This window comes from Haloarcula sp. R1-2 (assembly GCF_011627385.1).
GTDB lineage: Archaea > Halobacteriota > Halobacteria > Halobacteriales > Haloarculaceae > Haloarcula > Haloarcula marismortui.
Genome location: NZ_JAANTG010000001.1, coordinates 1,438,210 through 1,457,481 on the forward strand (window position 1 = coordinate 1,438,210; position 19,272 = coordinate 1,457,481).

Here is a 19,272-nt window from a genome sequence, read left to right on the forward strand (position 1 = left end):
TCGGTTTCAGGACGGTGGCTGCCGGGCAGCGGTGGCTGTGTTGGACAGCGGATACCGAAGCGCCGACGCTGACGCCTTACACGAGCACACGGACAGTGCCGAACAACACCACCACGCCCAGCACATCACAGACGTTCGTGACGACGGGAATGACCACGTCGTCTGGGTCCAGTTCGAACCGGTAGGCGGCGTAGGTCGTCACCGTCGTGACGACGATAGCCAGCACCGCCAGCAGACTCCCGCTGACGAGTGCGACGAGGACGACCGTCCGGAGCGGGAGTGCAGTGCCGCCGATGACGGCCTGGAGGAGCCACGCGCCAGCGCCGACGAGCGGGAACAGCGTCACCGCGAGGGCAACAGTGGCGATCGCGTTGCCGGCCAATCGGTCGTCAGTCACCGCAAACGACAGGAGGCCGAGGTGAAACGCCGTCGAGAACCGCGCCGCGAGGATGCTGCCGAGGTTGCCCGCCATCCCGATTGTCACCGGAACGAGCACGAGTAGCGACGGATACTGCAGCAGTGTTCCCTCGAAGGTATCGAGGACGAGACCGCTACCGAGTTCGATTGCCGTGAGCACCACCAGAATGGGAAACATCGTCCGGACGATACCCGAAACCGACCACTGGGAGGCGAACTCCGCCATTCAGCCACCCCCCAGCGCGAGGACGAGACGGGTCGCGCCCAACAGCGTGGCGATGCCGACCACGTCGCCCGTCGTCGTCACGACCGGGCCGGCCAGTGTGTCCGGATTAAGTCCACGGCGGTAGCCGACGAACACGACCGAGACGACGGCAATAGTCAACAACAGCCCGGAGACAAAGCCCGCAATGAGCGCAATGGCGACGAGGGTTGTGAGGGGGGCCGACGGTCGCCCGACCAGCGCGAGCAGGGCGACAGCCATCACCGCGGCGACGCCGCTGATGAGGACACCGTTTGCCAGTGCCGCCGCGACGGCGGCGTTGATACGGTCGTCGTCAAAAGAGAACCTCGGGTTGATAAGCCCCTGATGAAGCGCCGACCCCAGACGTGCGCCGAGCGAGCCGTAGACGTTCCCCCGAGTGGCAAGCAGCGCCGGCACGAGTACGAGCAATCCCGCAACGTCCTGTAACTCCGCGTCCATGCCGCCAAGGACAACGCCCGCGAAGAGGCCGCCGACCGCACTGAGCGCCAGCACCGGTAGCGCTTCCCGGTAGGCCTCGAGTGCCACCTCGCGGACAGTCATTGCAGGGCGAAGGACGGCGAGCGAAAAAAAGCCCCCTGATAGCGCTGGCGACCCCTCAGCCGGGAGTCGACTGGGCCCTGTCGCGCCACGGTGGCGGCCCGACCGTCGTGTTCCCAACCCCTGTAAACCGAACAGTTCTGGTGACAGTGACCGGGTCGCCGCCGTCCGTGACCGTCGTGTACTCGGTCCGGTAGTCGCGGACGAGCCCTGACCGAGTGACGTGGGCGACAAGTGTTGCGTTCTCCCGGCTCGTCCACGCTGTCGATGTCGTGTTTTCCCGTAGCCGGTCGCCCCTGATGACATAGACAGTCCCATCTGGCTGCTGGGACTGTCGGGTCCGAGTGTGGAACGGGGCAACGGTCCGGGTCACGTCGGCGGCAGGACGGCCGTTCAGCGCGGCGGTATGAACCCAGTACCGCCACGTTCCGGCGTAGCTGTCCGGCGGGTCGTACTCGTTGTAGATGGTCTGGTTGTCTCGCGCGAGTCGGCGGAGATACCTATCGCCATCGGACCAGAACGACGCAGTCGCCGGCGGTCGACCAAGGAGCACCGGGGCCGCGTGGCCACGGACAGATATGTTAGCGAGGTGTGTCCGGTTCGCGTCCAGCGCGACGTGGACTCGAAGGTGGGACCGCAATGACCCGTTTGCATATCTGGCGGTCCGGTTCACCGTCACCGTGTACCCGCTTCCGTTGAGGCGGTCCCCGTGTGCGGAGCCGAGGAGGGATGGGCTGGTGACGCCCGTTGGGCCGACGCCAGTCGGGTAGGTGGTCGCAGAACTGGTCGGCACCGGAGCAGGTGTCACCGGGTCGTCGCCATCGCTGAACCCAAACCCGCCACAGCCGGCGGTAACGACGACGATGAGGACGAGTAGCCGCCATCCCATAGTCCTCGCCATGCTATAACAAACCATTCAGATCGGAATAACGCTACGGATCGCCATTTATCCGGGATGTGTCGGTCTACAGACGTGAAATCGTTGATTAACCTACCGAAACTATTATGATAGATACAGACACCGTATGGAACATGCCAACTAATGGCAGTTCGGTCAACCGACGACAGTTGCTGAAGAGTACGGGCGTCGCAGGTGTGGCAGGGCTGACGGGACTGGCCGGTTGTTCCGGTGGCGACGGTGGCGATGGTGGCGGCGACGGCGGCGATGGTGGCGATGGTGGTGGCGACGGCGGCGACGACTACCCGTCGCTCGGGAACTTCCCGGTCGAGGGCGACACGGTCACGTTCGGGTTCAACGTTCCACAGTCCGGTCCCTACTCGTCAGAGGGGCAGGACGAACTCCGGGCATACGAACTCGCCCAGAAACACCTCAATAACGGGGGTGGCTGGGTGGACAGTTTCGATTCCCTCAGCGGCGACGGCGTCCTCGGGTACACGGTCGACTCAGTAAACGGGGACACCGCAACCGACGCCGACACCGCCCGGCAGGCCGCTTCGCGAATGATTAACCGAGACGACGTGGTGATGATCTCAGGCGGCTCTTCAAGTGCAGTGGCCATCGCCGTGCAGGGCCTCTGTCAGACGGAGAACGTCATGTTCATGGCCTGTCTGACCCACTCGAACGACACGACTGGGAAAGACTGCGCCCGGTACGGGTTCCGGGAGATGTTCAACGCGTACATGACCGGCCAGGCGCTCGCACCGGTGCTTGAAAGCGAGTACGGCTCAGACAACTCCTTCTACCAACTGTACGCCGACTACTCTTGGGGCCAGACCCAGCAGGACTCGATGAACCAGTTCCTCTCAGAAATCGGCTGGGAAGAAGTCGATAGCGTCCCGACGCCGCTCGGAACCAGCGACTTCTCCTCGTATCTCTCGGAGGCCGCAAACAGCGGCGCAGACGTGCTCGTCCTGAACCACTACGGGCTGGACGGCGCAAACTCCGTCTCGCAGGCCGTCGATGCCGGTATCGACGAGGACATGGAGCTCGTCGTCCCGCTGTACAACCGCCCAATGGCACAGGCCGCCGGTGGGTCCATCGAAGGCATTTACGGGACGATCGCCTGGGACTCCCAGATCGACAACGAGGCGTCGAACGCGTTCACGCAGGCGTTCCAAGACGAATACGACCGCGTCCCATCCGGGCCGGCCCAGCTCGCCTACTCGCAGACGCTCCAGTACGCGGCCGCCGCCGAGCGAGCAGGCACGTTCTACCCGCCGGAGGTCATCCGCCAGCTGGAGGACTACGAGTACAGCAACATCGGCATGGGCCAGGAGACGATGCGTGCCTGCGACCATCAGGCCCAGCGGGACATTCCAGTTGCTCAGGGGCTGCCGGAGAGCGAACAGTCAGACGGGAACTTCATCGACATCGTCGAGATCACGTCTCGAGACGATGTCGGATACGCGTGCGATTCCGGGCCGGCCGCGGAGTGCGAACTCGGCGAGTACGGCGACGAATAGGTCATAATCCGGACAGGGGACCGTTCCCCTCATGATTTATAGTGCATGAGGTTGCCTTACTTGATACACAAAAACTAGCATGATTAGGAATACGCAGATAGTACGAGCAGAGTGCAGTGGGGGGAATCCGACGTGACGCTACTCGCGGATATCCTCACCATCTTGCTGAATGGGTTACAACAGGGTGCGATTTACGTCCTGCTCGCGGTTGGACTGTCGATTATCCTCGGGACGCTGAAATTCGTCAACTTCGCCCACGGGGCGCTGTACCTCGTTGGCGCGTATCTGGGGCTGTTCATAACTGGACAGGTTCCACTGAACAACGGTCAGTTAGCGGAATGGGGAATCCAGTCATACGGTATCGGACTGGGATTCGTCGCCGCACTAGTCATCGTACCGATTGTCGTGTTCATTATCGGACTACTGATGGAGCGGTTCATCGCACAGGCGTTTTACGACCGACCCGACACTGACCAGATTCTCGTGACATTCGGGCTCGCGATCATCGTCCAGGAACTGCTTCGGGCGCTGCTTGGCGGGAGCAGCCAGCCGTTCCCACAGCCCTCGTGGGCATCCGGTCCCATCGCGCTGCCCGTGGTGGGAAACTTCCCGCGCTGGCGACTCGGCGTCATCGCGATTACGGCGGTCCTTGTCCTTGGCGTGTACGCACTTGTCGAGTACACTGACTTCGGCCTCATCGTCCAAGCCGGGACCCTCGACGGCGAGATGGTCCGCCTGCTTGGGATCAAACTGAGCCGACCGTACCTCGTCGTCTTCGGCATTGGTGCCGCACTCGCTGGCGTGGCCGGCGTCGTCGGCGGCCCGCTGGCCAACGTCAACCCCAACATCGGGACGGAACAGTTAGTTCCGGCGTTCCTGACGGTCGTCATCGGCGGCGTCGGGAAAATAGAGGGGGCCGTGGTCGCCGGGCTGATGCTGGGCACGCTGCAGGTACTCTTAATCCAGACCGGCTACGCCGCCTGGAGCCAGGTCGGTATCTACGCGCTCGCAGCACTGGTCCTGCTGGTGCGTCCGCAGGGGCTGCTGGGCTCGGAGGTGGATGTCTCATGAGCGACGAACCGCGCGACGCGACTGCCACGGCGGCGGCCGACACGGATGCAGAGGTCACCGGTGGCCTCGCGGACCGATGGGCTGACTTCCGCGACCGAGAGATATCGACGGTCTTGTTGACCGTCGTGGGCGTGGCCGTCTTCCCGTTCCTGTTCAACAACTTCCTCAACGGCTACACGCAGCTAGCGACGCTGATGCTCATCTACGGTATCTTCGCCGTCGGGTTCGACATCCTGCTGGGGTACACCGGTCTGCTGTCGTTCGGTCACGCCGTCTTCTTCGGCGGCGCGGCCTACGCCGCCGGCATCTTCAGCGCGAGCGTCAGCAGCTCGCCGCTACTGGTGTTGCTCGCCGGCACGGCGTTTGCCGTGTTGCTGGCGTGGATCGTCGGCTTCCTGTCGCTGCGCCGCGGTGGGATTTACTTCGCCATCCTGACGCTGACGTTCGGCCAGATGTCGTTCTACCTGGCGGCCTCGCCGCTGGCCTTCCTGACGAACGGTGAGAACGGCTTCACCTCCGTGGACATCGGCAGCCTGCTGGGCGTCATCGACATCCACGGCGGGGTGCCGTTCCCGCTGTCGATGCTGGTCGACAACATGCTGTACGTGTTCGTGGCCGTCATGACGGTGCTGTCGGTCGCGATGGCGAACCGCATCCTCCATTCGCCGTACGGGACCGTGTTCCGCGCGATTCGCGAGAACGAGCGGCGGGCAGAGTTCGTCGGGCTGGACGTCTGGCGGTACAAGCTAATGGCGTTTATCATCTCGGCGGCCTTCGCTGGCATCGCCGGGAGCCTGTTCACCATCGAGGGGAACTACGTGCCCCTGCAGTCGCTGTACTGGACCGAATCCGGTCGTATCGTCATCATGACTGTGCTCGGCGGTGTCGGCTCGCTGTTCGGGCCGCTGTTCGGTGCCGGGCTGTACCTGTACATCGAGAACATCGTCAGCGGGTTCGAGACGCTCGGCCCGTTCTGGCACCTCATACTCGGCGTTGTGTTCGTCGTCGCCGTCGTCCTCTTTCCCAACGGGATCTGGGGCGGTATCGACTACGTTCGTGACATGGTCGTCGGAGGTGAGGACGAATGACGGTCCTCAAAACGGAACAACTCACCAAGCAGTTCGGCGGCCTCACGGCCGTTGATGAGGTGGACCTGGAGATAGAACAGGGCGAGGGCGTGAGCCTCATCGGCCCCAACGGCGCGGGGAAATCGACGTTCATCAACCTCGTCACCAGACGGCTCGAACCGAGCTACGGCGAGATCGCGTTCCAGGGAGATTCCATCATCGGAATGGACCCGCACGAGGTCGTCCAGCGAGGGATGAGCAAGTCCTTCCAGACAGCCTCTATCTTCCCCGAACTAACCGTCAAGGAGAACGCAACCATCGCGGCGCTGGCGGCCGAGCACGGCTCGTTCCGGTTCAATTTCTTCCGGAATCAGAACAGCTACCCGGCGGTCGATGAACTGGCGAACGAGGTCCTCGAATCAGTCGGTCTGTACGACGAGCGGGAGGACCAAGCCGACAGCCTCGACTACGGGAACAAGCGCCGGCTCGAACTCGGCATCGCGCTGGCCGCCGAGCCGGATATGCTGCTGATGGACGAGCCAACGGCGGGAATGTCGCCCGACGAGACAAAATCGACCGTCGACCTCATCAAACGCGTCAAGGATGAGCTCGATCTGACGTTCCTGCTGGTCGAGCACGACATGGAGATCGTCTTCGACATCTCCGACCGCATCGTCGTCCTCAACCGTGGGTCGGTCATCGCGGAGGGGACGCCGACGGAGGTACAGAACGACCCTGCGGTACAGGAAGCGTATCTGGGAGGTGTCGAGGAATGACGCTACTCGACGTGGACAACATCAACGGCTACTACGGCGAGAGCCACATCATCCAGGATGTGTCGATGAGCGTCGACGACGGCGAAATCACGGCCCTGCTGGGCCGTAACGGCGCGGGAAAGACCTCGACGCTCCGGTGTATCTCCGGGGCGACGCCGCCTGACGTTCGGAGCGGTGCGATCCAGTTCGACGGAACGGACATCACCAACGCTCCGCCGGAGGACATCGCCGTCCGCGGTATCTCGCTGGTCCCGGAGGAACGGCGCGTGTTCACTGACCTGACCGTCGCCGAGAACCTCCACCTCGCGGACACCGTCCGCAACAAATCCAACACCTGGCGGCGGAAGCTCGATTTCCGCGACGAAGGGATGTCGACGGCGGAGATCTACGAGTACTTCCCGAGACTCGACGAACGGCGCTCCCAGAAGGCCGGCACGCTCTCCGGAGGCGAACAGCAGATGCTCGCCATCGCTCGCGCGCTCCACCAGAGCACCGACCTGTTGATGCTCGACGAGCCATACGAGGGGCTGGCACCACAGATCATCGAGTCTGTCGAAAACGCCATCGAACGTATCAGCGAGGACGGGACGACGATACTGCTGGTCGAACAGAACGCCGTCGCAGCAATGAAAATCGCCGACCGATGTTACGTGCTTGACCGTGGGCAGGTGGTCTTCGAAGGGCCCGCTGAGGAACTGCAAAACGACCAAGAGACCCGCGATAAGTACCTAGGTGTCTAAATGTCGGACACACAATCCGCCGAAGCGCTACTCGACGCACTGCAATCTGAAGGTGTCGTCGTCATCGACGAGGAAACAGACGAGGTCAGCACGACAGAAGCGTTCGAGGCCGACCGCGGGGTGTACTACGACACCTACGTGACGATGGGCGACGCGGAGTTCCACGAGTCCGTCGCCGACGTGTTCGGCCTCGATTCGGCCGCTGAAGCGGCCCAGCGGGTCGACGAACTCGACGTGTCACGCGAGGAGTTTGCCACGTTCCTGACCCTGCGGTCGAACGTCGACGACTCCTACACCACCGTGGAACTGACGACGATGGCACAGATGGCGACCGAACTGGGGCCGGAAACACCGGTCCCCGAGGGAGTCAAACACCTCGACGACGACAGCTACGAGGCGTTCGTCGACGCCCACGACCGGTGTGTCGTGACTGTGTGGAAGCTGTTCTGTGATCCCTGCGAAGCAATGAAAGCGGAGTTAGACGACGTTTTGGCCGCGTTCCCGGACGGCGTCCCGGTCGGCGGCATCGCCGGCGAGCGCTCCCCGGAGTTCTGTCAGTCGGTCGGGGTCAACGCGGCCCCCGCTGTCGTGCTGTTCGAGGACGGCGAGCCTGTCGAACGGATCACTGGCCGGACAGACCCGTCGCCGCTCGCTGAGCGAGTCGAAGAAGTGTACGGCGTCTGACTGCGGCGTTACTCCTCTTCGCCGCTGCAGACCAGCACGGATCGGTCCGTGCCCAGAATCACGCTCTGTGTGACACTGCCGAACAGCACCTTGCCTGTCGGCGTCCGCTTGCGTCCGGCGACGACAATCATATCGACGTCCTGCTCGTCGGCCAACCGGAGGATCGCGTCGGCCGGTTCGCCGCTTGACTCTTCCAGAGCCACCTCGACGCCAGCATCCTCGAGGACTTCCCGTGCCCGGCGCACGGAGGCCACCTGGTCGACGGACGCGCCTTCAGGGTTCTCCTCGAAGTCGTGTAACAGCGTGACACGGACCTGGCTGGCGTCCATCGGAATCTCGGTTATCGATTCAGCGATGGCGGTCCCACGAGCCTCACTTTTGTCTATCCCAGCGACAATTTCGTACATGCTCGCTTCATCTGTAGAACGGGCCAACCCTTAGTTCTGGCCCGGATTTCGAACATAGATCATCAAAAATAACGTCGCGCATCGCGTTCCGCGGATCGACACAGCGGCGTCAGTCGCCGAACGGCCCCATACCGCCGCCACCCATACCGCCCATGCCGCCACCGCCGCCACCGCCCTGCTGCATCTGTTTCATCATCCGCTCCATGTCGCCGTCGCCCATACCCTGGAACTGCTTGAGCATCTGCTCCATCTGCTTGTGTTGCTGGAGGAGTTCACGCACCCGCTCCTCGGGCTTGCCGGACCCACGGCAGATGCGCTTGGTCCGGGACTGGCCGACGACGCGGGGGTTCTCCAGTTCCTCCTCCGTCATCGAGTCCATGATGACATCGAAGTCCTGCATCCGCTCCTGGGTCACATCCATCGCGTCGTCAGGGAGCTGGTCCATCAGCCCGCCGCCCAGACCGGGGATCATGTCCATCACCTGGTCCAGCGGCCCCATGTTGTTCATCGTCTGCATCTGCTTGCGCATGTCCTTGAGGGTGAACTGCCCCTCCAGCATGTCCTCGGGGTCCCAGTCCTCCTCGTCGCCTTCCTGGGTTTCCTCCATCGCGCGCTCGACGCGCTCGGTGAGCTGCTTGAGGTCGCCCATCCCGAGCAGTCGGGAGATGAACCCGGAGGGCTCGAACCGCTCGATGTCCTTGACCGTCTCCCCGGAGCCGAGGAAAGCGATGGTGGAGTCGGTCTCGTTGACCGCTGCGAGCGCGCCCCCACCTTTCGCCGTCCCATCGAGTTTCGTGATGACAACGCCGTCGATGCCGATGGCCGCCTCGAAGTCGGCGGCCTGGCTCTTGGCGCTCTGGCCCATCGCCGCGTCCAGTACGAGCAGGTCCCGGTCGGGCTGGACCTCCTGCTCGATGCGCTCGATCTGTTCGATGAGTTCCTCGTTCAGGCCGTCACGGCCCGCCGTGTCCACGATGCGAACGTCCGCGTTCTCCGTCGCTTCCAGCCCGTCACGGGCGATCTTCACCGGGTCGTCCTCGTCGGGGTCGCCGTAGAAGTCCACCTCAGCGCGCTCGGCCATCTCCTTGGACTGGTCGTATGCGCCGGGCCGGTCCGTGTCAGTCTGGATAATGGCCGGCCGGAGCCCTTTCGTCGAGAACCACCACGCCATCTTCGCGGCCGTCGTCGTCTTCCCCGACCCGTACAGGCCGGCGAGCATAATCGTCTGCTCTTCCAGCGGGAGTTCGGTCGACTCGCCGACGAGGTCGACCAGTTCTTCGTAGACGATTCGCAGGACCCAGTCCCGCGGGGTCGTCCCCGCCGGCGGTTCCTCATCCAGCGCGCGTGTTTCGATACTGTTGGAGAGGTCCTGTACGAGCCCGACATCCACGTCGGCCTGTAACAGCGACCGCTGAATCTCCTTGACGATGTCCTCGATGTCTTCTTCAGAGAGCCGGGATTTCCCCCGGAGGTCGTCAAGCGTCCCCCGGAGTGAACTCCCAAGATCGTCGAGTACCATTGTTGGCGCGAGATACGCGACGGTGCGGGTAAAGGCTTGTTGTCATGCGCCCGACTCCCCTGGAGCCGTGAGCCGACAGCAATCAGAAAAGTGGTTGTAGGGATGTCGCTATGCGCGACCGTTCAGTGGGCAGACAAAGAAGTCGGGTGGGCCGAAACCAGGGCGGCCGAGAGTGACGCTGATGTAGTCTTTGTCTAGGATATCGCTATCGGTTGCCAGCGGTGCGTCGTCATTGAACGCCGCAATGTCAGTCACCTCTGCCGAGAAGTGCGTCCATTGCCCACCGTTCCAGTCCCGGTCACCGGGTGCTGACTCGGAGACGAACGGTGAGCGTTGGTCGGCGCTCACCTTCTCGTTAGCCACGATCGGTCTGCTTCCATCATGCAGGAAGTAGATTTTGTCTTCCGGGTTGGGACGCTCGTCAAGGACGTTCACAACGTTTGTCCGCCAGAGTACGTCGTTCGCATAGACACGACCAAACTCTTTCCCCGCACCGCGCTCATCTCCCTTTCCTGGGTTCGCTGCAGTTGCTCCAGTCACAGACAGCCCAACACCTGCGACGCCGAGGGCTGCTGTTGTCCGGAGAACCTGTCGCCGTGTCGATTGTTCGCTTCCAGTCATGGTGCTCTGGAGGCTGTCTCCGCCTCCACAGTTCACCAGGGAGAGGGATATTGAGAAGATTTTTCAAAAATCCTTCAGAATTAGTTCCAATTCTCTGTGAACTCTCTCCAGCTTCTCCGCTGATACTGTTTCTGCCCGTGACGAAAGGGTCAAAAAGACGAACCGGTTGGGGAACAACATGGCCGTTCTCGGACAGCTCGGATTCATGATCGCGTTTCTTTCGGGCGGCGTCGCCGCCGGCCATTTCGGGCTGTTGACCGAGCGACGGACGGATATCCTCACCACACTCGTCTTTACCGTCGCGCTGCCGGCACTCATATTCCGGTCCACGTATGACCGCCCATTACAGGAAATCATTTCGCCGGCGTTGCTGGGGGGGTTCTGGGTTATCATCGCGCTGACAATAACACTGGGCTGGCTCGTCCACCGTCGGCTGGAGTCCGCCGACCGCCGCAGCGTCTCCGTCGTCCAGTCGTATCACAGCAACATGGGGTTTCTCGGTCTGCCACTCGTGGCGGCAACGATGGGCAGCGAAGCGACGGCTGTCGCCAGCGTCATCCTCGGGATCGGTGCGGTGACCCACGTCCCGGTGACGGTATTCCTGCTGGTCCGCATCAACGGGAGCGACGCCTCGCTGCTGAGCGAGTGCAGGAAACTCGTGACGAACCCGGTACTCATCGCGCTGGCGGCGGGCATCACAGCCTCGGTCCTGTCGCTATCCGTTCCGGAGTCACTCATCAGTGCGCTCGGCCCGCCGGCCGAACTGGCGCTGCCAGTCGCCCTGCTGTGTATCGGTGCGACGCTCGACACGGACCTCCCAGTGTCGGACCTGCAGAAGACCGTCAGCGTCGTCGGGCTGAAGGTGCTGTGGATGCCGGCGCTGGCGTGGCTGGTGTACTCCTCGCTGTCGATGGACACGACGGCGCTGGGCGCAGCGGTCGTGATGCTCGGCACCCCAACGGCAGTGTCGACGTACGTCTATACGACGGAACTCGGCGGCGACGCGGCGTTCGCTTCGCTGAATGTCTTCACATCAACAGTGGTCTCCATCGGAACGCTTTCGCTCCTCGTCTGGCTGTTCACCTGATGCCCCAGCGTGGTCACGCTTTTGCCCGCCGACGCCCCCACCGACGATATGGGCTATCACCAGATCGACCCCGAGTCGCTGTCGGAAACTGCGGACTACCCCTGTGACCGGCGCGGCATCTCCGACGCCGCCGAACTCCACGCACTCCACGCAGCTACCTACGAGATGGCACCCGGCGAAGACCTCTCGCGGACCTACCACTACCACGAGACGCGCGAGGAACTGTTCTACGTGCTCAAGGGCACGCTTCACGTCGAAACGCCCGACGGGGAGTATGTCGTCTCGGCCGACGAGGTGTTCGTCGCCGAACCGGACAGCCCGCACCGCGCGCACAACCCCGCCGATGCCGACGAATCAGTTACTGTGCTTGGCGTCGGCGCACCGCCGACCGACATCGCGCGCCCGTACGACCCTGACGCGTAACGAGCGGTCCGGCGGTTCAGACACGCTTTTCAGCCACCCCGTCACAGTTGCGCCCATGACGAGCAAACAGGCGGTACAACAGGAACTGGTCGACAGTGGTGCCACGGCAGTCCTGCGCGGGATTCCCGAGGAAAAGATGGTCGACGTGGCGACAGCCGTCCACGAGGGCGGCGTCACAGCACTGGAGCTGACGGCGGATGCGAAGCGCTGCTCGGACATGATCGCCGCCGTCGACAAGGCACTCGACGACACCGACGCCATCATCGGAGCCGGCACGGTCATGGACGCCGCCGCCGCCCGCAACGTCATCGAAGCCGGCGCGGAGTTCGTCCTCGCGCCAAACCTCAACGAGGACGTCATCGACGTGTGCAACCGCGAGGGCGTCCTCGCTATCCCGGGCGTCATGACGCCGACGGAGGCCGCCGACGCGATGGAAGCGGGCGCGGATATCCTGAAGATGTTCCCAGCGAAAACGGTCGGCCCGGCCCACATCGGCGCGCTGCAGGGCCCACTCGGTGACGTGCCGATTATGCCGACCGGTGGTGTCTCGACCGATAACGTCGACGAGTTCTTCGATGCCGGCGCGGTCGCCGTTGGCGCAGGCTCGGCGCTGGTCAATTACGAGGCCATCGAAAACGACGACATGGACGGCGTCCGCGAACAGGCCGCGGCGTTCGTCGACGCCGTAGAGGCCGCCCGAGAGTAGCAACAATCTCACCCGGCCGAGCAGAACGAGGCCCGGCACGGCGGCAGCGGCTTACGTTCCGGTGTCGTTCTCGGTCGTCTCGTTGCCTGTCTCGTTCCCAGCCGTTCCAGTCTCATTGCCGGGCAGGTCAGTTTCGTTGCCCGGAACCGCAGTCTCGTTTCCGGCCGTCCCAGTTTCGTTCTCTGGTATTTCCGTTTCGTTACCGGGCACGCCTGTTTGGTTGCCTGGAGCCTCGGTCCCGTTGCCAGGCATTTCAGTTTCGTTCCCCGGTACTCCGGTCTCATTGCCGGGCAGATCTGTTTCAGTATCCGACATCTCGGTCTCGTTTCCGAGAGCAGCGGTTTCGTTCTCGCCGAGTTCCGTCTCGGTATCCAGTCCGGTTTCTTCCTCGGTCTGGTCCGCAGTGTCTGTCTCGGACGCTGTACCGGCTTCCGTCATCGCGTCAGGCCCTGCTGCCGTAGATGTACCCGGCGCTTCGGCACCGCCGCCGTCGGACTCCGTACTACCGCCAGTGTCACTACAGCCAGCAAGCGCCACAAGTGCGCCGCCTGCGATTTTGATAACATTCCGTCGAGATGTGGGTCGTCCCATAGCGTTTGCCCGGAGAGAACCCGGGCAGTTTATGAATGACCTGCTAAGCGTCTGACGGAGCAGCGACAGAACGAATTAGCCACACCCGAAGGTGTGCCGGTTGGCAAAACAATCTGTTTCAGACCCTGATTAGCCCGACTCCGGTATTTCGACCGGTTCACGGGCCGTTATACGCTTCGATCACCCGATCTTCGACGTGCTACGGTGTGGTTCGATACTCGGGGTATAATTATGCACACTGTTTCCGAGCGATTATCGAGTGCATAGTATCTGCGTCCTCAGGTCGTGCTACCCTGCCCTACACTGTGAGTGAGACACCCGTTCCGCGGTCAAAACCCGGTTGGTCGCCGTTTAGCGACACGATAACCCGTGAACATAACGGGTCAGTACCTGCAGCAGTCCCCATACCTGCGGGACCTCCCGCAGCCGCAGGTGTCGTCACCGTCGCCTGGCACACCGGGCATCGGCTCACCCCCGTCAGTTACGAGCCGTGGCTCGTCAACAGGGGGACGACAGTCACCCGGGAACGGCTCAATGAGTTCAGGTGCGACATCAGCCGGCGCGACTTGCCGACAGTTGCGTCCGTCAGGCATCGCTGTCTTCCCCATTCACGACATCGCCAGACCCGTCGCGTCGTTCGATTGTATGCATAGTGTCACGCTCCAATACTGCGTGAGTCAATGATGAGCAGCGGTCGACTTCAACGCGCTCCTGTCGGCGAAAACGACCACACCTCCGTTGATGTGGTGATATTTGCTGCATCGTACGCAGTGCATTCCCGGCGAGAGCGCGCGGCCGCTCCGAGTTCTCCACAATCAGGGTCGACAATAGCTGCTCATAGCCCAGATATTGCAGCAACAATAACCGCGAAGTCTGAGGCCTACTCGCCGATGAGACTGTCGACGATTTCCTCGGGATCGAACGGGTCGAGGTCGTCGTAGTCCTGCCCGGTTCCCAGGAAGAGGATCGGCTTCCCGGTGACGTGCGCGACAGAGATAGCCGCGCCACCCTGCGGATCAGCGTCGGCTTTCGTCAGAATCGCCCCATCGATTTCGGCCGCATCGTTGAACTCGCGCGCCCGGTTGACGGCGTCCTGACCTGCGACCGCCTCGTCCACGAACAGCGTCATGTCCGGGTCGATGTTGCGGTCGATCTTCTCCAGTTGGGCCATCAGGTCGTCGGAAGTGTGGAGTCGGCCGGCCGTATCACCCAGCACCACGTCGATGTCGTTGGCCTTGGCGTACTCGACGGCGTCGTAGACGACCGCCGTCGGGTCCGACCCCTGCTCGTGAGTGATGATCTTCTTATCGAGGTTCTCGGCATGTTTCTCCAGTTGCTCGTTTGCGCCAGCGCGGTAGGTGTCGCCGTTGGCGAGCACCGTCGAGAGTCCACGGTCCTCGAAGTACTGGGCGAGTTTCGCAATCGAGGTCGTCTTCCCGACGCCGTTGACGCCGGTGAACACGATGGTGACAGGCTTGTCTGCCTGCTGGACACGTTCGTCGAAGTCGAACTGGCCGACGTTGATGACATCGTACAGCGACTCCCGGAGCGCGTCCCGGACGAGGTTCCCCGTGCTGGAGAGCCGTCGGCGGGTCTGGCCCGTGAGGTTCTCCTTGACGCCGTCGAGAATCTCGTTGGCGACGCTCATCTCCACGTCGCTCGACAGCAGCGCCAGTTCGAGGTCGTCGAGGTGGCTCTGCAGGTCTTCCTCCTCGATGACCGTCTTCCCGGTCGCCATAAGCTTCGCCTTCGCGGCGAGGCCGCGGCCGCCGTCATCGTCGTCTTCGTCAGACTCCGACTCGGCTTCGGTCGCCGCGTCCTCTTCGGTCTCCACGGCGTCATCCGGGTGTGACTCTTCGTCGGGGACCGCATCCGCGTCTTCGACTGCCGTGGCCGACGCTGTGGCTGACTCAGCTGTCGCCTCGGAATCTGCGGCTGGCGGTTCAGAATCAGCCTGTGGCTGGTCGGTTTCGGCTGTTGGTTCCGCCGTGTCGCCTTCGGACGCCTGCGCGTCCGCCACGGGATCGGATTCAGTCGCCTGGTCGGGGGGCACTTCCCCATCCGCCTCGTCGGCGTCCGGTTCGTCCTCCGCTTCGAGTGCGTCGTCGTCGACGTCTTCCTCGACGTCACTCGTGAACCCGCTGAGTTTGTCCTTCAGTCCGTCGAACATGGCGGCCTTACTCGTCTTCCTGCTCTTGCTGTTGCATCATCTGCTGCATCTGCTGCTGTTGCATCTGCTGGGCCTGCTGTTCGAGTTCCTCCATCTCGGTCTCGACTTCGGCCTTCTCTTCCTGCAGGTCGCTGATGTGGTCGTCCAGCGTCTCCTTCTTGGTTTCCAGCGTGCTGACAGCGCCGTCCTGCTCGCGCTCTGCGGAGTAGCCGCCACCGAGGGAGACGACGACCTCGTCGATGTCCTCGATCGTTGCGCGGATGTAGGCGTCGCCGCCGAGCGGGACCTGCACCGTGGACCCTGAGTCGAGCGTCTCGATGGCCTCGATGGCCTCGTCGATGTCAGTCTGCTTCTCGCGGAGGCGCTCGATTTCCTCGTCGATAGCCTCGACTTCCTGCTCCATCTGCTCGATCTCCTGTGCGACCTGCTGCATCTGACCGCCACCGCCGCCACCGCCGCCACCGCCCATCATGCTGCCACCTCCTCGATCGTGATCTGCGTGCGCTTGAGGTTGTGCTGGGAGCCGAAGTCGCTGTAAACGCGCTCTTCAGCGACGTTTTCGTTTGGCGCCTCAACCTCCTTCTCGAACTGTTGTGGGCCGTCTCGGGCCGGGAAACTACCGCGAACAGTGTACGTGCTCATACACGCAGATGCGGGCAGGGTAGGGAAGTATCTTCCCCTTCCGCCTTTTTCGAGTAACGCAACTGTCCGCGACATATCCGAGGCATACTCACCGCTGTCCGGCCCAGACCGACAGGGGCCGGACTATCCAGAACCAGATGTTTCAGAACCTATTCGCTGGGTTCTGGCGCATACACCATATCGCCGCCACACTCCGGACAGGACGGGCGGAGTACACCTGTCGAGTAGTCACACTTCCGGCAGATGAGGCTGTTCTGGTCTTCCGCGGGTGGTGTTCGCTGGACCATATGTAGTGTTCGTGAGCATACTATATTACTCTTTGACACGACCTGTCATGGTCACTGACCCCGGCGAATTTGCCGGGACACCACGTATGTCGAGATATGAGCGAAACGACCTACCAGTGTGAGTGCGGTGCGACGCTGCGGTTCAAGCAGGACCTGACGCTGGAGCGGGGCGGGACCGACCGGTCATGGACGTGTGGTGACTGCGGCGTCCCTGTTCCGGGCATGGTGGCAGAAAAACTCAGCCACCAGCATCCGTCCTGAGCGGTAAAATAGAAGTCGCGTCAGTCGATGTAGCCGAGCGCCTGGTCGATACGGCCCAGTTCCGGTCCGGAGGTGTCCGAACCGCAGACGTAGCCGTGGTCGTTGGCGAGCAGCCCGGAACCGACGAGCGGGCCACCGTAGTTGATGGTCCCGATGTCGGCCGGCACGTCGAGGATGTCCTCAAGCGCGTCAAGTTCGCCGTCCGTGGCCTTCGGGTGGCAGAGAACGCCCTTGTTGGTGGCGACAGCGGCGGTCCCGACGGTCGTGACACCGGCGATGACGCCGCGTTCGACCGGGACGTCAAGCCCGTCTTTGACTGCCTGCACGGCGTCCCTGGAGAGGTCGGGGTGGACGTACGCGCCGTAGTCGTTACAGCAGACGACGTTGCCGGCGGCGTTGATCCGGCCGGGCAGTCGTGTCACAGGCACGTCGACGACGTCCTGAATCCGCTCGATTTCGGTCTCGCGGACGCGTTCGGAGACGACGAGCCCGTTCTCGTTGCCGGTCGCGAGCGCGCCGACGGTCCCGGACCGGCCGACAGTGGTCGGCACAGCCGGAACGTCGAGTTCGTCGCTCAGGTCGTCGAGTAGCGATTCGTCTAAGTCTGGGCGAACCAGCACGCAGTCGTCGGTCGCACGGGCGAACACACCCACGTACGACGACCCGGAGAAAGCCGCGCGGAGCAACGTTACTCTGCGGTCTCTGCTTCGACGATGGCTTCGCCCTCTTCCTCGAAGCGGGCGGCGCGAACACGGATCTTGCTCGGCGTGTTGGCGCGACCGCGGGCCCAGGCCGCCTCGTTGATCGAGGGGTCGAGGCGGACGGCGTCCTCGTCGACAGAGAAGTGTTTGGCGAGGTGCTCGCGGATGAGGATCATCGCCTTGTCTGCGCGCTTGTGGTTCGGTTCAGCTCGCGCGTCTCGGAGCGGGATGGTGACGACACGCTCCTCGAAGTCACTGGCGCTCATTATTCGTCAGTGTCGTTGCGCCGCCAGTGGCGTCGTTTGTGGTTGCGCTGGACCTCGCGGTCCGTCTTGAGCATGACCCAGGCCGGGACTCGACTGTTCTGGTTGTCGAGTTTGGCCAGTCGCTTCTTCGTAGCCTTCGATTTCTTACCCATGGTATGGTGCTTGTTCCGTGCCGTGGTTTAAATTCCTTCCTTTTCGAGCCGGTCATGACCCGTTATCAGCGGCTATAACTGCGGACGTAGAACTAAGTAACCCGTAGCCCTGATTATCAAAGGATGAAGCGCCGGAAATTCCTCCAGACAATGGGTGTCGGTGCAACAGCCGTCGGCTCTGGTTGCTTGGGTGGTGGCGGGGAGGTCGTCGTCAGCGTGCAACAGGATGTCAGAATCAATCCACATGAGGCGTGGATAAAGGAGGAAATCCCGGACGTGTCCGACCCGGGCGGTGAGCTACAGTATATTGTCAAGGCGGATATCCCGTTCAACGTGTACTTTTTCACCGACCGCGAGCAGTTCGAGCAGTACGACACATATATCAAGGGTCGGGAGCCCAACCAGACACCGCCGGGGAACCCCGAGTTTAGCCAGACAGCGGTCCAACCCGAGGGGTCAGATATCTATGAGGCATCGACAGACGACGGCGGCGCGCGGGAGTCACTGGACGAACCCGGACCGTACTTCTTTGCTGTCGACCATTCGAACTACCGGATGGAAACCCGCGTCGATGACTACGACGACCCGCTGAAGGCCTTCGTCGATCTCACGGTCATCCGGAACAAGCTCCCCTTCTAGACGAACGCCAGCGGCACCATCGCCAACACACCGACAGCGATGCCAGTGAGTAGCTCGCGTTTGCCCCCACCCGGCAAGCCGTCCCCGTACTCCAGCGCCTCGGGGACGAACTCTGTGAGTACGAGGTACACCATCGCCCCGGCGGCGAAGCCGAAGCCGAACGGGAGGAACGCCTTCGCCAGCGTGACGAAGTAATACGCGATAACGGCCCCGACCGGCTGTGGGAGTGAGGAGAACACCGCCCACCAGACCATCTTCCACTCACTGACACCGAGCGAGCGAAGCGGGATGGCGATGGCAGTCCCTTCCGGAATATTGTGGATAGAAATGGCGACCGTCATAAACACCGCCAACAGCGGGACGGAGACGCCGACGATGCCAACGGCAGATTCGGGCGTAGCCGCCTCCAGCCCGAGTTCCGCGAAGGAGACGCCGACAGCCACGCCCTCCGGAAAGCTATGGACAGTCAAAATGCCCAGAATCAGCAGCAGCTTGGTGAAATCCGCCTGTTCGAACTGCTTGGGGGACTGGTCGAAATCGTCTAGCAGTTCGTGTGCTACAGCGACAAGCCCAACCCCGGCCAGAACACCGGGGACCAGCAGCACCGGCGATCCGTAGGCGAGCCCTTCTCGCACGAGGCCGAACAGCGAGGCGGCGACCATGATCCCCGACGCCAGCCCCCACAGCAGGACGTTCCAGCGGTCGGAGAACTCATCCACCAGGAAAAACGGGATCGCACCGAGGCCGGTGGCGAGCGCCGTAAGCAACCCCGCGACGAACACGAAGACAACGTTCTCGACGGCGACCATATCGGCCCTA

At 62.7% G+C, this 19,272-nt stretch carries 26 protein-coding genes; 11 read left to right on the plus strand and 15 right to left on the minus strand.

Translation table 11 applies throughout. From position 1 onward, the window contains the following. Positions 1–76: 76 nt before the first annotated feature. Genes G9C82_RS07300 through G9C82_RS07310 form a run of 3 tightly spaced genes read right to left on the minus strand, consistent with a single transcriptional unit; the run spans position 77 to position 2,120 of the window. The gene (locus G9C82_RS07300; RefSeq protein WP_004964594.1) at positions 77–643 is read right to left on the minus strand and encodes a magnesium transporter; all 567 of its coding nucleotides are present in this window, start codon (positions 641–643) and stop codon (positions 77–79) included. Continuing rightward, positions 644–1,222 (minus strand): magnesium transporter, encoded by a 579-nt coding sequence (locus G9C82_RS07305; RefSeq protein WP_007189235.1) that lies wholly within the window; start codon positions 1,220–1,222, stop codon positions 644–646. Between the two features lie 55 nt (positions 1,223–1,277). After that, positions 1,278–2,120: a hypothetical protein gene (locus G9C82_RS07310; protein WP_127013734.1), complete on the minus strand. Its 843-nt coding sequence runs from the start codon at positions 2,118–2,120 to the stop codon at positions 1,278–1,280. A gap of 131 nt (positions 2,121–2,251) precedes the next feature. Between G9C82_RS07310 and G9C82_RS07315 the strand changes: the two genes are divergently transcribed. The 6 genes from G9C82_RS07315 to G9C82_RS07340 all read left to right on the plus strand — a co-directional run bounded on the left by G9C82_RS07315 (position 2,252) and on the right by G9C82_RS07340 (position 7,981). Beyond that, positions 2,252–3,643 (plus strand): substrate-binding protein, encoded by a 1,392-nt coding sequence (locus G9C82_RS07315; RefSeq protein WP_127013735.1) that lies wholly within the window; start codon positions 2,252–2,254, stop codon positions 3,641–3,643. A 132-nt stretch (positions 3,644–3,775) separates the two neighbouring features. Continuing rightward, entirely contained in the window at positions 3,776–4,714 is a 939-nt protein-coding gene (locus G9C82_RS07320) for a branched-chain amino acid ABC transporter permease (protein ID WP_007189237.1), read from the plus strand. Further along, positions 4,711–5,802, plus strand: a complete 1,092-nt coding sequence (locus tag G9C82_RS07325) for a branched-chain amino acid ABC transporter permease (protein WP_127013736.1) — start codon at positions 4,711–4,713, stop codon at positions 5,800–5,802. The genes G9C82_RS07320 and G9C82_RS07325 overlap by 4 nt, the downstream gene beginning before the upstream one ends. Further along, on the plus strand, positions 5,799–6,557 hold the full coding sequence (locus G9C82_RS07330) for an ABC transporter ATP-binding protein (RefSeq protein WP_004964614.1): 759 nt from the start codon (positions 5,799–5,801) through the stop codon (positions 6,555–6,557). Before G9C82_RS07325 ends, G9C82_RS07330 begins: the two co-directional genes overlap by 4 nt. Further along, entirely contained in the window at positions 6,554–7,297 is a 744-nt protein-coding gene (locus tag G9C82_RS07335; protein WP_127013737.1) for an ABC transporter ATP-binding protein, read from the plus strand. The genes G9C82_RS07330 and G9C82_RS07335 overlap by 4 nt, the downstream gene beginning before the upstream one ends. Continuing rightward, positions 7,298–7,981 (plus strand): co-chaperone YbbN, encoded by a 684-nt coding sequence (locus G9C82_RS07340; RefSeq protein ID WP_127013738.1) that lies wholly within the window; start codon positions 7,298–7,300, stop codon positions 7,979–7,981. It begins immediately after the preceding gene. Positions 7,982–7,989: 8 nt separating this feature from the next. On the opposite strand, the gene G9C82_RS07345 is transcribed toward G9C82_RS07340, so the two are convergent. From G9C82_RS07345 to G9C82_RS07355, 3 genes are all read right to left on the minus strand, one after another. Further along, complete coding sequence (locus G9C82_RS07345) at positions 7,990–8,388, minus strand: universal stress protein (protein WP_004964622.1); 399 nt, start codon at positions 8,386–8,388, stop codon at positions 7,990–7,992. A gap of 109 nt (positions 8,389–8,497) precedes the next feature. Beyond that, a complete protein-coding gene (locus G9C82_RS07350) occupies positions 8,498–9,907 on the minus strand; it encodes a signal recognition particle protein Srp54 (RefSeq protein ID WP_004964625.1) in 1,410 nt (469 codons plus the stop codon). Positions 9,908–10,015: 108 nt separating this feature from the next. Beyond that, the gene (locus G9C82_RS07355; RefSeq protein WP_121301980.1) at positions 10,016–10,528 is read right to left on the minus strand and encodes a hypothetical protein; all 513 of its coding nucleotides are present in this window, start codon (positions 10,526–10,528) and stop codon (positions 10,016–10,018) included. A 178-nt stretch (positions 10,529–10,706) separates the two neighbouring features. Between G9C82_RS07355 and G9C82_RS07360 the strand changes: the two genes are divergently transcribed. From G9C82_RS07360 to G9C82_RS07370, 3 genes are read left to right on the plus strand one after another with little or no spacing between them, the layout of a single operon-like run. Next, positions 10,707–11,615, plus strand: coding sequence for an AEC family transporter (locus G9C82_RS07360; protein WP_007189239.1), 909 nt, complete (start codon positions 10,707–10,709; stop codon positions 11,613–11,615). Positions 11,616–11,663: 48 nt separating this feature from the next. Then, a complete protein-coding gene (locus tag G9C82_RS07365; protein WP_007189240.1) occupies positions 11,664–12,038 on the plus strand; it encodes a cupin domain-containing protein in 375 nt (124 codons plus the stop codon). Positions 12,039–12,093: 55 nt separating this feature from the next. Continuing rightward, positions 12,094–12,744 carry a bifunctional 4-hydroxy-2-oxoglutarate aldolase/2-dehydro-3-deoxy-phosphogluconate aldolase gene (locus tag G9C82_RS07370; RefSeq protein WP_127013739.1) on the plus strand — a complete coding sequence of 217 codons (651 nt, stop codon included), beginning with the start codon at positions 12,094–12,096 and terminating at the stop codon, positions 12,742–12,744. A 51-nt stretch (positions 12,745–12,795) separates the two neighbouring features. Here the strand turns inward: G9C82_RS07370 and G9C82_RS07375 are convergent, their stop codons facing one another. The 5 genes from G9C82_RS07375 to G9C82_RS07395 all read right to left on the minus strand — a co-directional run bounded on the left by G9C82_RS07375 (position 12,796) and on the right by G9C82_RS07395 (position 16,434). Beyond that, positions 12,796–13,335: a cell wall anchor protein gene (locus G9C82_RS07375; protein ID WP_127013740.1), complete on the minus strand. Its 540-nt coding sequence runs from the start codon at positions 13,333–13,335 to the stop codon at positions 12,796–12,798. A gap of 880 nt (positions 13,336–14,215) precedes the next feature. Further along, positions 14,216–15,505: a signal recognition particle-docking protein FtsY gene (gene ftsY, locus G9C82_RS07380; protein ID WP_127013741.1), complete on the minus strand. Its 1,290-nt coding sequence runs from the start codon at positions 15,503–15,505 to the stop codon at positions 14,216–14,218. Positions 15,506–15,512: 7 nt separating this feature from the next. Next, positions 15,513–15,974, minus strand: coding sequence for a prefoldin subunit alpha (gene pfdA / locus G9C82_RS07385; RefSeq protein ID WP_004964646.1), 462 nt, complete (start codon positions 15,972–15,974; stop codon positions 15,513–15,515). Then, a complete protein-coding gene (gene rpl18a / locus G9C82_RS07390) occupies positions 15,974–16,147 on the minus strand; it encodes a 50S ribosomal protein L18Ae (RefSeq protein WP_004964648.1) in 174 nt (57 codons plus the stop codon). Before rpl18a ends, pfdA begins: the two co-directional genes overlap by 1 nt. Before the next feature lie 149 nt (positions 16,148–16,296). Beyond that, on the minus strand, positions 16,297–16,434 hold the full coding sequence (locus G9C82_RS07395) for a hypothetical protein (protein ID WP_004964651.1): 138 nt from the start codon (positions 16,432–16,434) through the stop codon (positions 16,297–16,299). Positions 16,435–16,530: 96 nt separating this feature from the next. On the opposite strand from G9C82_RS07395, the gene G9C82_RS07400 reads away from it, so the two are divergent. Then, the gene (locus G9C82_RS07400) at positions 16,531–16,695 is read left to right on the plus strand and encodes a hypothetical protein (RefSeq protein ID WP_164734743.1); all 165 of its coding nucleotides are present in this window, start codon (positions 16,531–16,533) and stop codon (positions 16,693–16,695) included. A 20-nt stretch (positions 16,696–16,715) separates the two neighbouring features. Here G9C82_RS07400 and G9C82_RS07405 read toward each other — a convergent pair whose 3' ends face one another. The 3 genes from G9C82_RS07405 to G9C82_RS07415 are packed head-to-tail and all read right to left on the minus strand — an operon-like array spanning position 16,716 to position 17,814. Next, a complete protein-coding gene (locus tag G9C82_RS07405; protein ID WP_004964657.1) occupies positions 16,716–17,381 on the minus strand; it encodes a translation initiation factor IF-6 in 666 nt (221 codons plus the stop codon). A 2-nt stretch (positions 17,382–17,383) separates the two neighbouring features. Continuing rightward, positions 17,384–17,662 carry a 50S ribosomal protein L31e gene (locus G9C82_RS07410; protein WP_004964660.1) on the minus strand — a complete coding sequence of 93 codons (279 nt, stop codon included), beginning with the start codon at positions 17,660–17,662 and terminating at the stop codon, positions 17,384–17,386. After that, on the minus strand, positions 17,662–17,814 hold the full coding sequence (locus G9C82_RS07415; protein ID WP_004518346.1) for a 50S ribosomal protein L39e: 153 nt from the start codon (positions 17,812–17,814) through the stop codon (positions 17,662–17,664). Before G9C82_RS07415 ends, G9C82_RS07410 begins: the two co-directional genes overlap by 1 nt. A gap of 186 nt (positions 17,815–18,000) precedes the next feature. Between G9C82_RS07415 and G9C82_RS07420 the strand changes: the two genes are divergently transcribed. Then, a complete protein-coding gene (locus tag G9C82_RS07420; protein WP_049939191.1) occupies positions 18,001–18,453 on the plus strand; it encodes a hypothetical protein in 453 nt (150 codons plus the stop codon). Here G9C82_RS07420 and G9C82_RS07425 read toward each other — a convergent pair. Further along, complete coding sequence (locus G9C82_RS07425) at positions 18,450–19,262, minus strand: ZIP family metal transporter (protein WP_007189628.1); 813 nt, start codon at positions 19,260–19,262, stop codon at positions 18,450–18,452. The genes G9C82_RS07420 and G9C82_RS07425 overlap by 4 nt on opposite strands. Positions 19,263–19,272: the final 10 nt, after the last annotated feature.

Bases quoted from the DNA above. Each gene is read 5' to 3' on its own strand.
- G9C82_RS07335 (WP_127013737.1), top strand. From the start codon at position 6,554: ATGACGCTACTCGACGTGGACAACATCAACGGCTACTACGGCGAGAGC.
- pfdA (WP_004964646.1), bottom strand. From the start codon at position 15,974: ATGGGCGGTGGCGGCGGTGGCGGCGGTGGCGGTCAGATGCAGCAGGTC.
- G9C82_RS07300 (WP_004964594.1), bottom strand. From the start codon at position 643: ATGGCGGAGTTCGCCTCCCAGTGGTCGGTTTCGGGTATCGTCCGGACG.
- G9C82_RS07400 (WP_164734743.1), top strand. From the start codon at position 16,531: ATGAGCGAAACGACCTACCAGTGTGAGTGCGGTGCGACGCTGCGGTTC.
- rpl18a (WP_004964648.1), bottom strand. From the start codon at position 16,147: ATGAGCACGTACACTGTTCGCGGTAGTTTCCCGGCCCGAGACGGCCCA.
- G9C82_RS07330 (WP_004964614.1), top strand. From the start codon at position 5,799: ATGACGGTCCTCAAAACGGAACAACTCACCAAGCAGTTCGGCGGCCTC.
- G9C82_RS07345 (WP_004964622.1), bottom strand. From the start codon at position 8,388: ATGTACGAAATTGTCGCTGGGATAGACAAAAGTGAGGCTCGTGGGACC.
- G9C82_RS07305 (WP_007189235.1), bottom strand. From the start codon at position 1,222: ATGACTGTCCGCGAGGTGGCACTCGAGGCCTACCGGGAAGCGCTACCG.
- G9C82_RS07365 (WP_007189240.1), top strand. From the start codon at position 11,664: ATGGGCTATCACCAGATCGACCCCGAGTCGCTGTCGGAAACTGCGGAC.
- G9C82_RS07315 (WP_127013735.1), top strand. From the start codon at position 2,252: ATGCCAACTAATGGCAGTTCGGTCAACCGACGACAGTTGCTGAAGAGT.
- G9C82_RS07325 (WP_127013736.1), top strand. From the start codon at position 4,711: ATGAGCGACGAACCGCGCGACGCGACTGCCACGGCGGCGGCCGACACG.
- G9C82_RS07425 (WP_007189628.1), bottom strand. From the start codon at position 19,262: ATGGTCGCCGTCGAGAACGTTGTCTTCGTGTTCGTCGCGGGGTTGCTT.
- G9C82_RS07395 (WP_004964651.1), bottom strand. From the start codon at position 16,434: ATGGTCCAGCGAACACCACCCGCGGAAGACCAGAACAGCCTCATCTGC.
- G9C82_RS07310 (WP_127013734.1), bottom strand. From the start codon at position 2,120: ATGGCGAGGACTATGGGATGGCGGCTACTCGTCCTCATCGTCGTCGTT.
- G9C82_RS07350 (WP_004964625.1), bottom strand. From the start codon at position 9,907: ATGGTACTCGACGATCTTGGGAGTTCACTCCGGGGGACGCTTGACGAC.
- G9C82_RS07340 (WP_127013738.1), top strand. From the start codon at position 7,298: ATGTCGGACACACAATCCGCCGAAGCGCTACTCGACGCACTGCAATCT.
- G9C82_RS07410 (WP_004964660.1), bottom strand. From the start codon at position 17,662: ATGAGCGCCAGTGACTTCGAGGAGCGTGTCGTCACCATCCCGCTCCGA.
- G9C82_RS07375 (WP_127013740.1), bottom strand. From the start codon at position 13,335: ATGGGACGACCCACATCTCGACGGAATGTTATCAAAATCGCAGGCGGC.
- G9C82_RS07415 (WP_004518346.1), bottom strand. From the start codon at position 17,814: ATGGGTAAGAAATCGAAGGCTACGAAGAAGCGACTGGCCAAACTCGAC.
- G9C82_RS07370 (WP_127013739.1), top strand. From the start codon at position 12,094: ATGACGAGCAAACAGGCGGTACAACAGGAACTGGTCGACAGTGGTGCC.
- G9C82_RS07360 (WP_007189239.1), top strand. From the start codon at position 10,707: ATGGCCGTTCTCGGACAGCTCGGATTCATGATCGCGTTTCTTTCGGGC.
- ftsY (WP_127013741.1), bottom strand. From the start codon at position 15,505: ATGTTCGACGGACTGAAGGACAAACTCAGCGGGTTCACGAGTGACGTC.
- G9C82_RS07355 (WP_121301980.1), bottom strand. From the start codon at position 10,528: ATGACTGGAAGCGAACAATCGACACGGCGACAGGTTCTCCGGACAACA.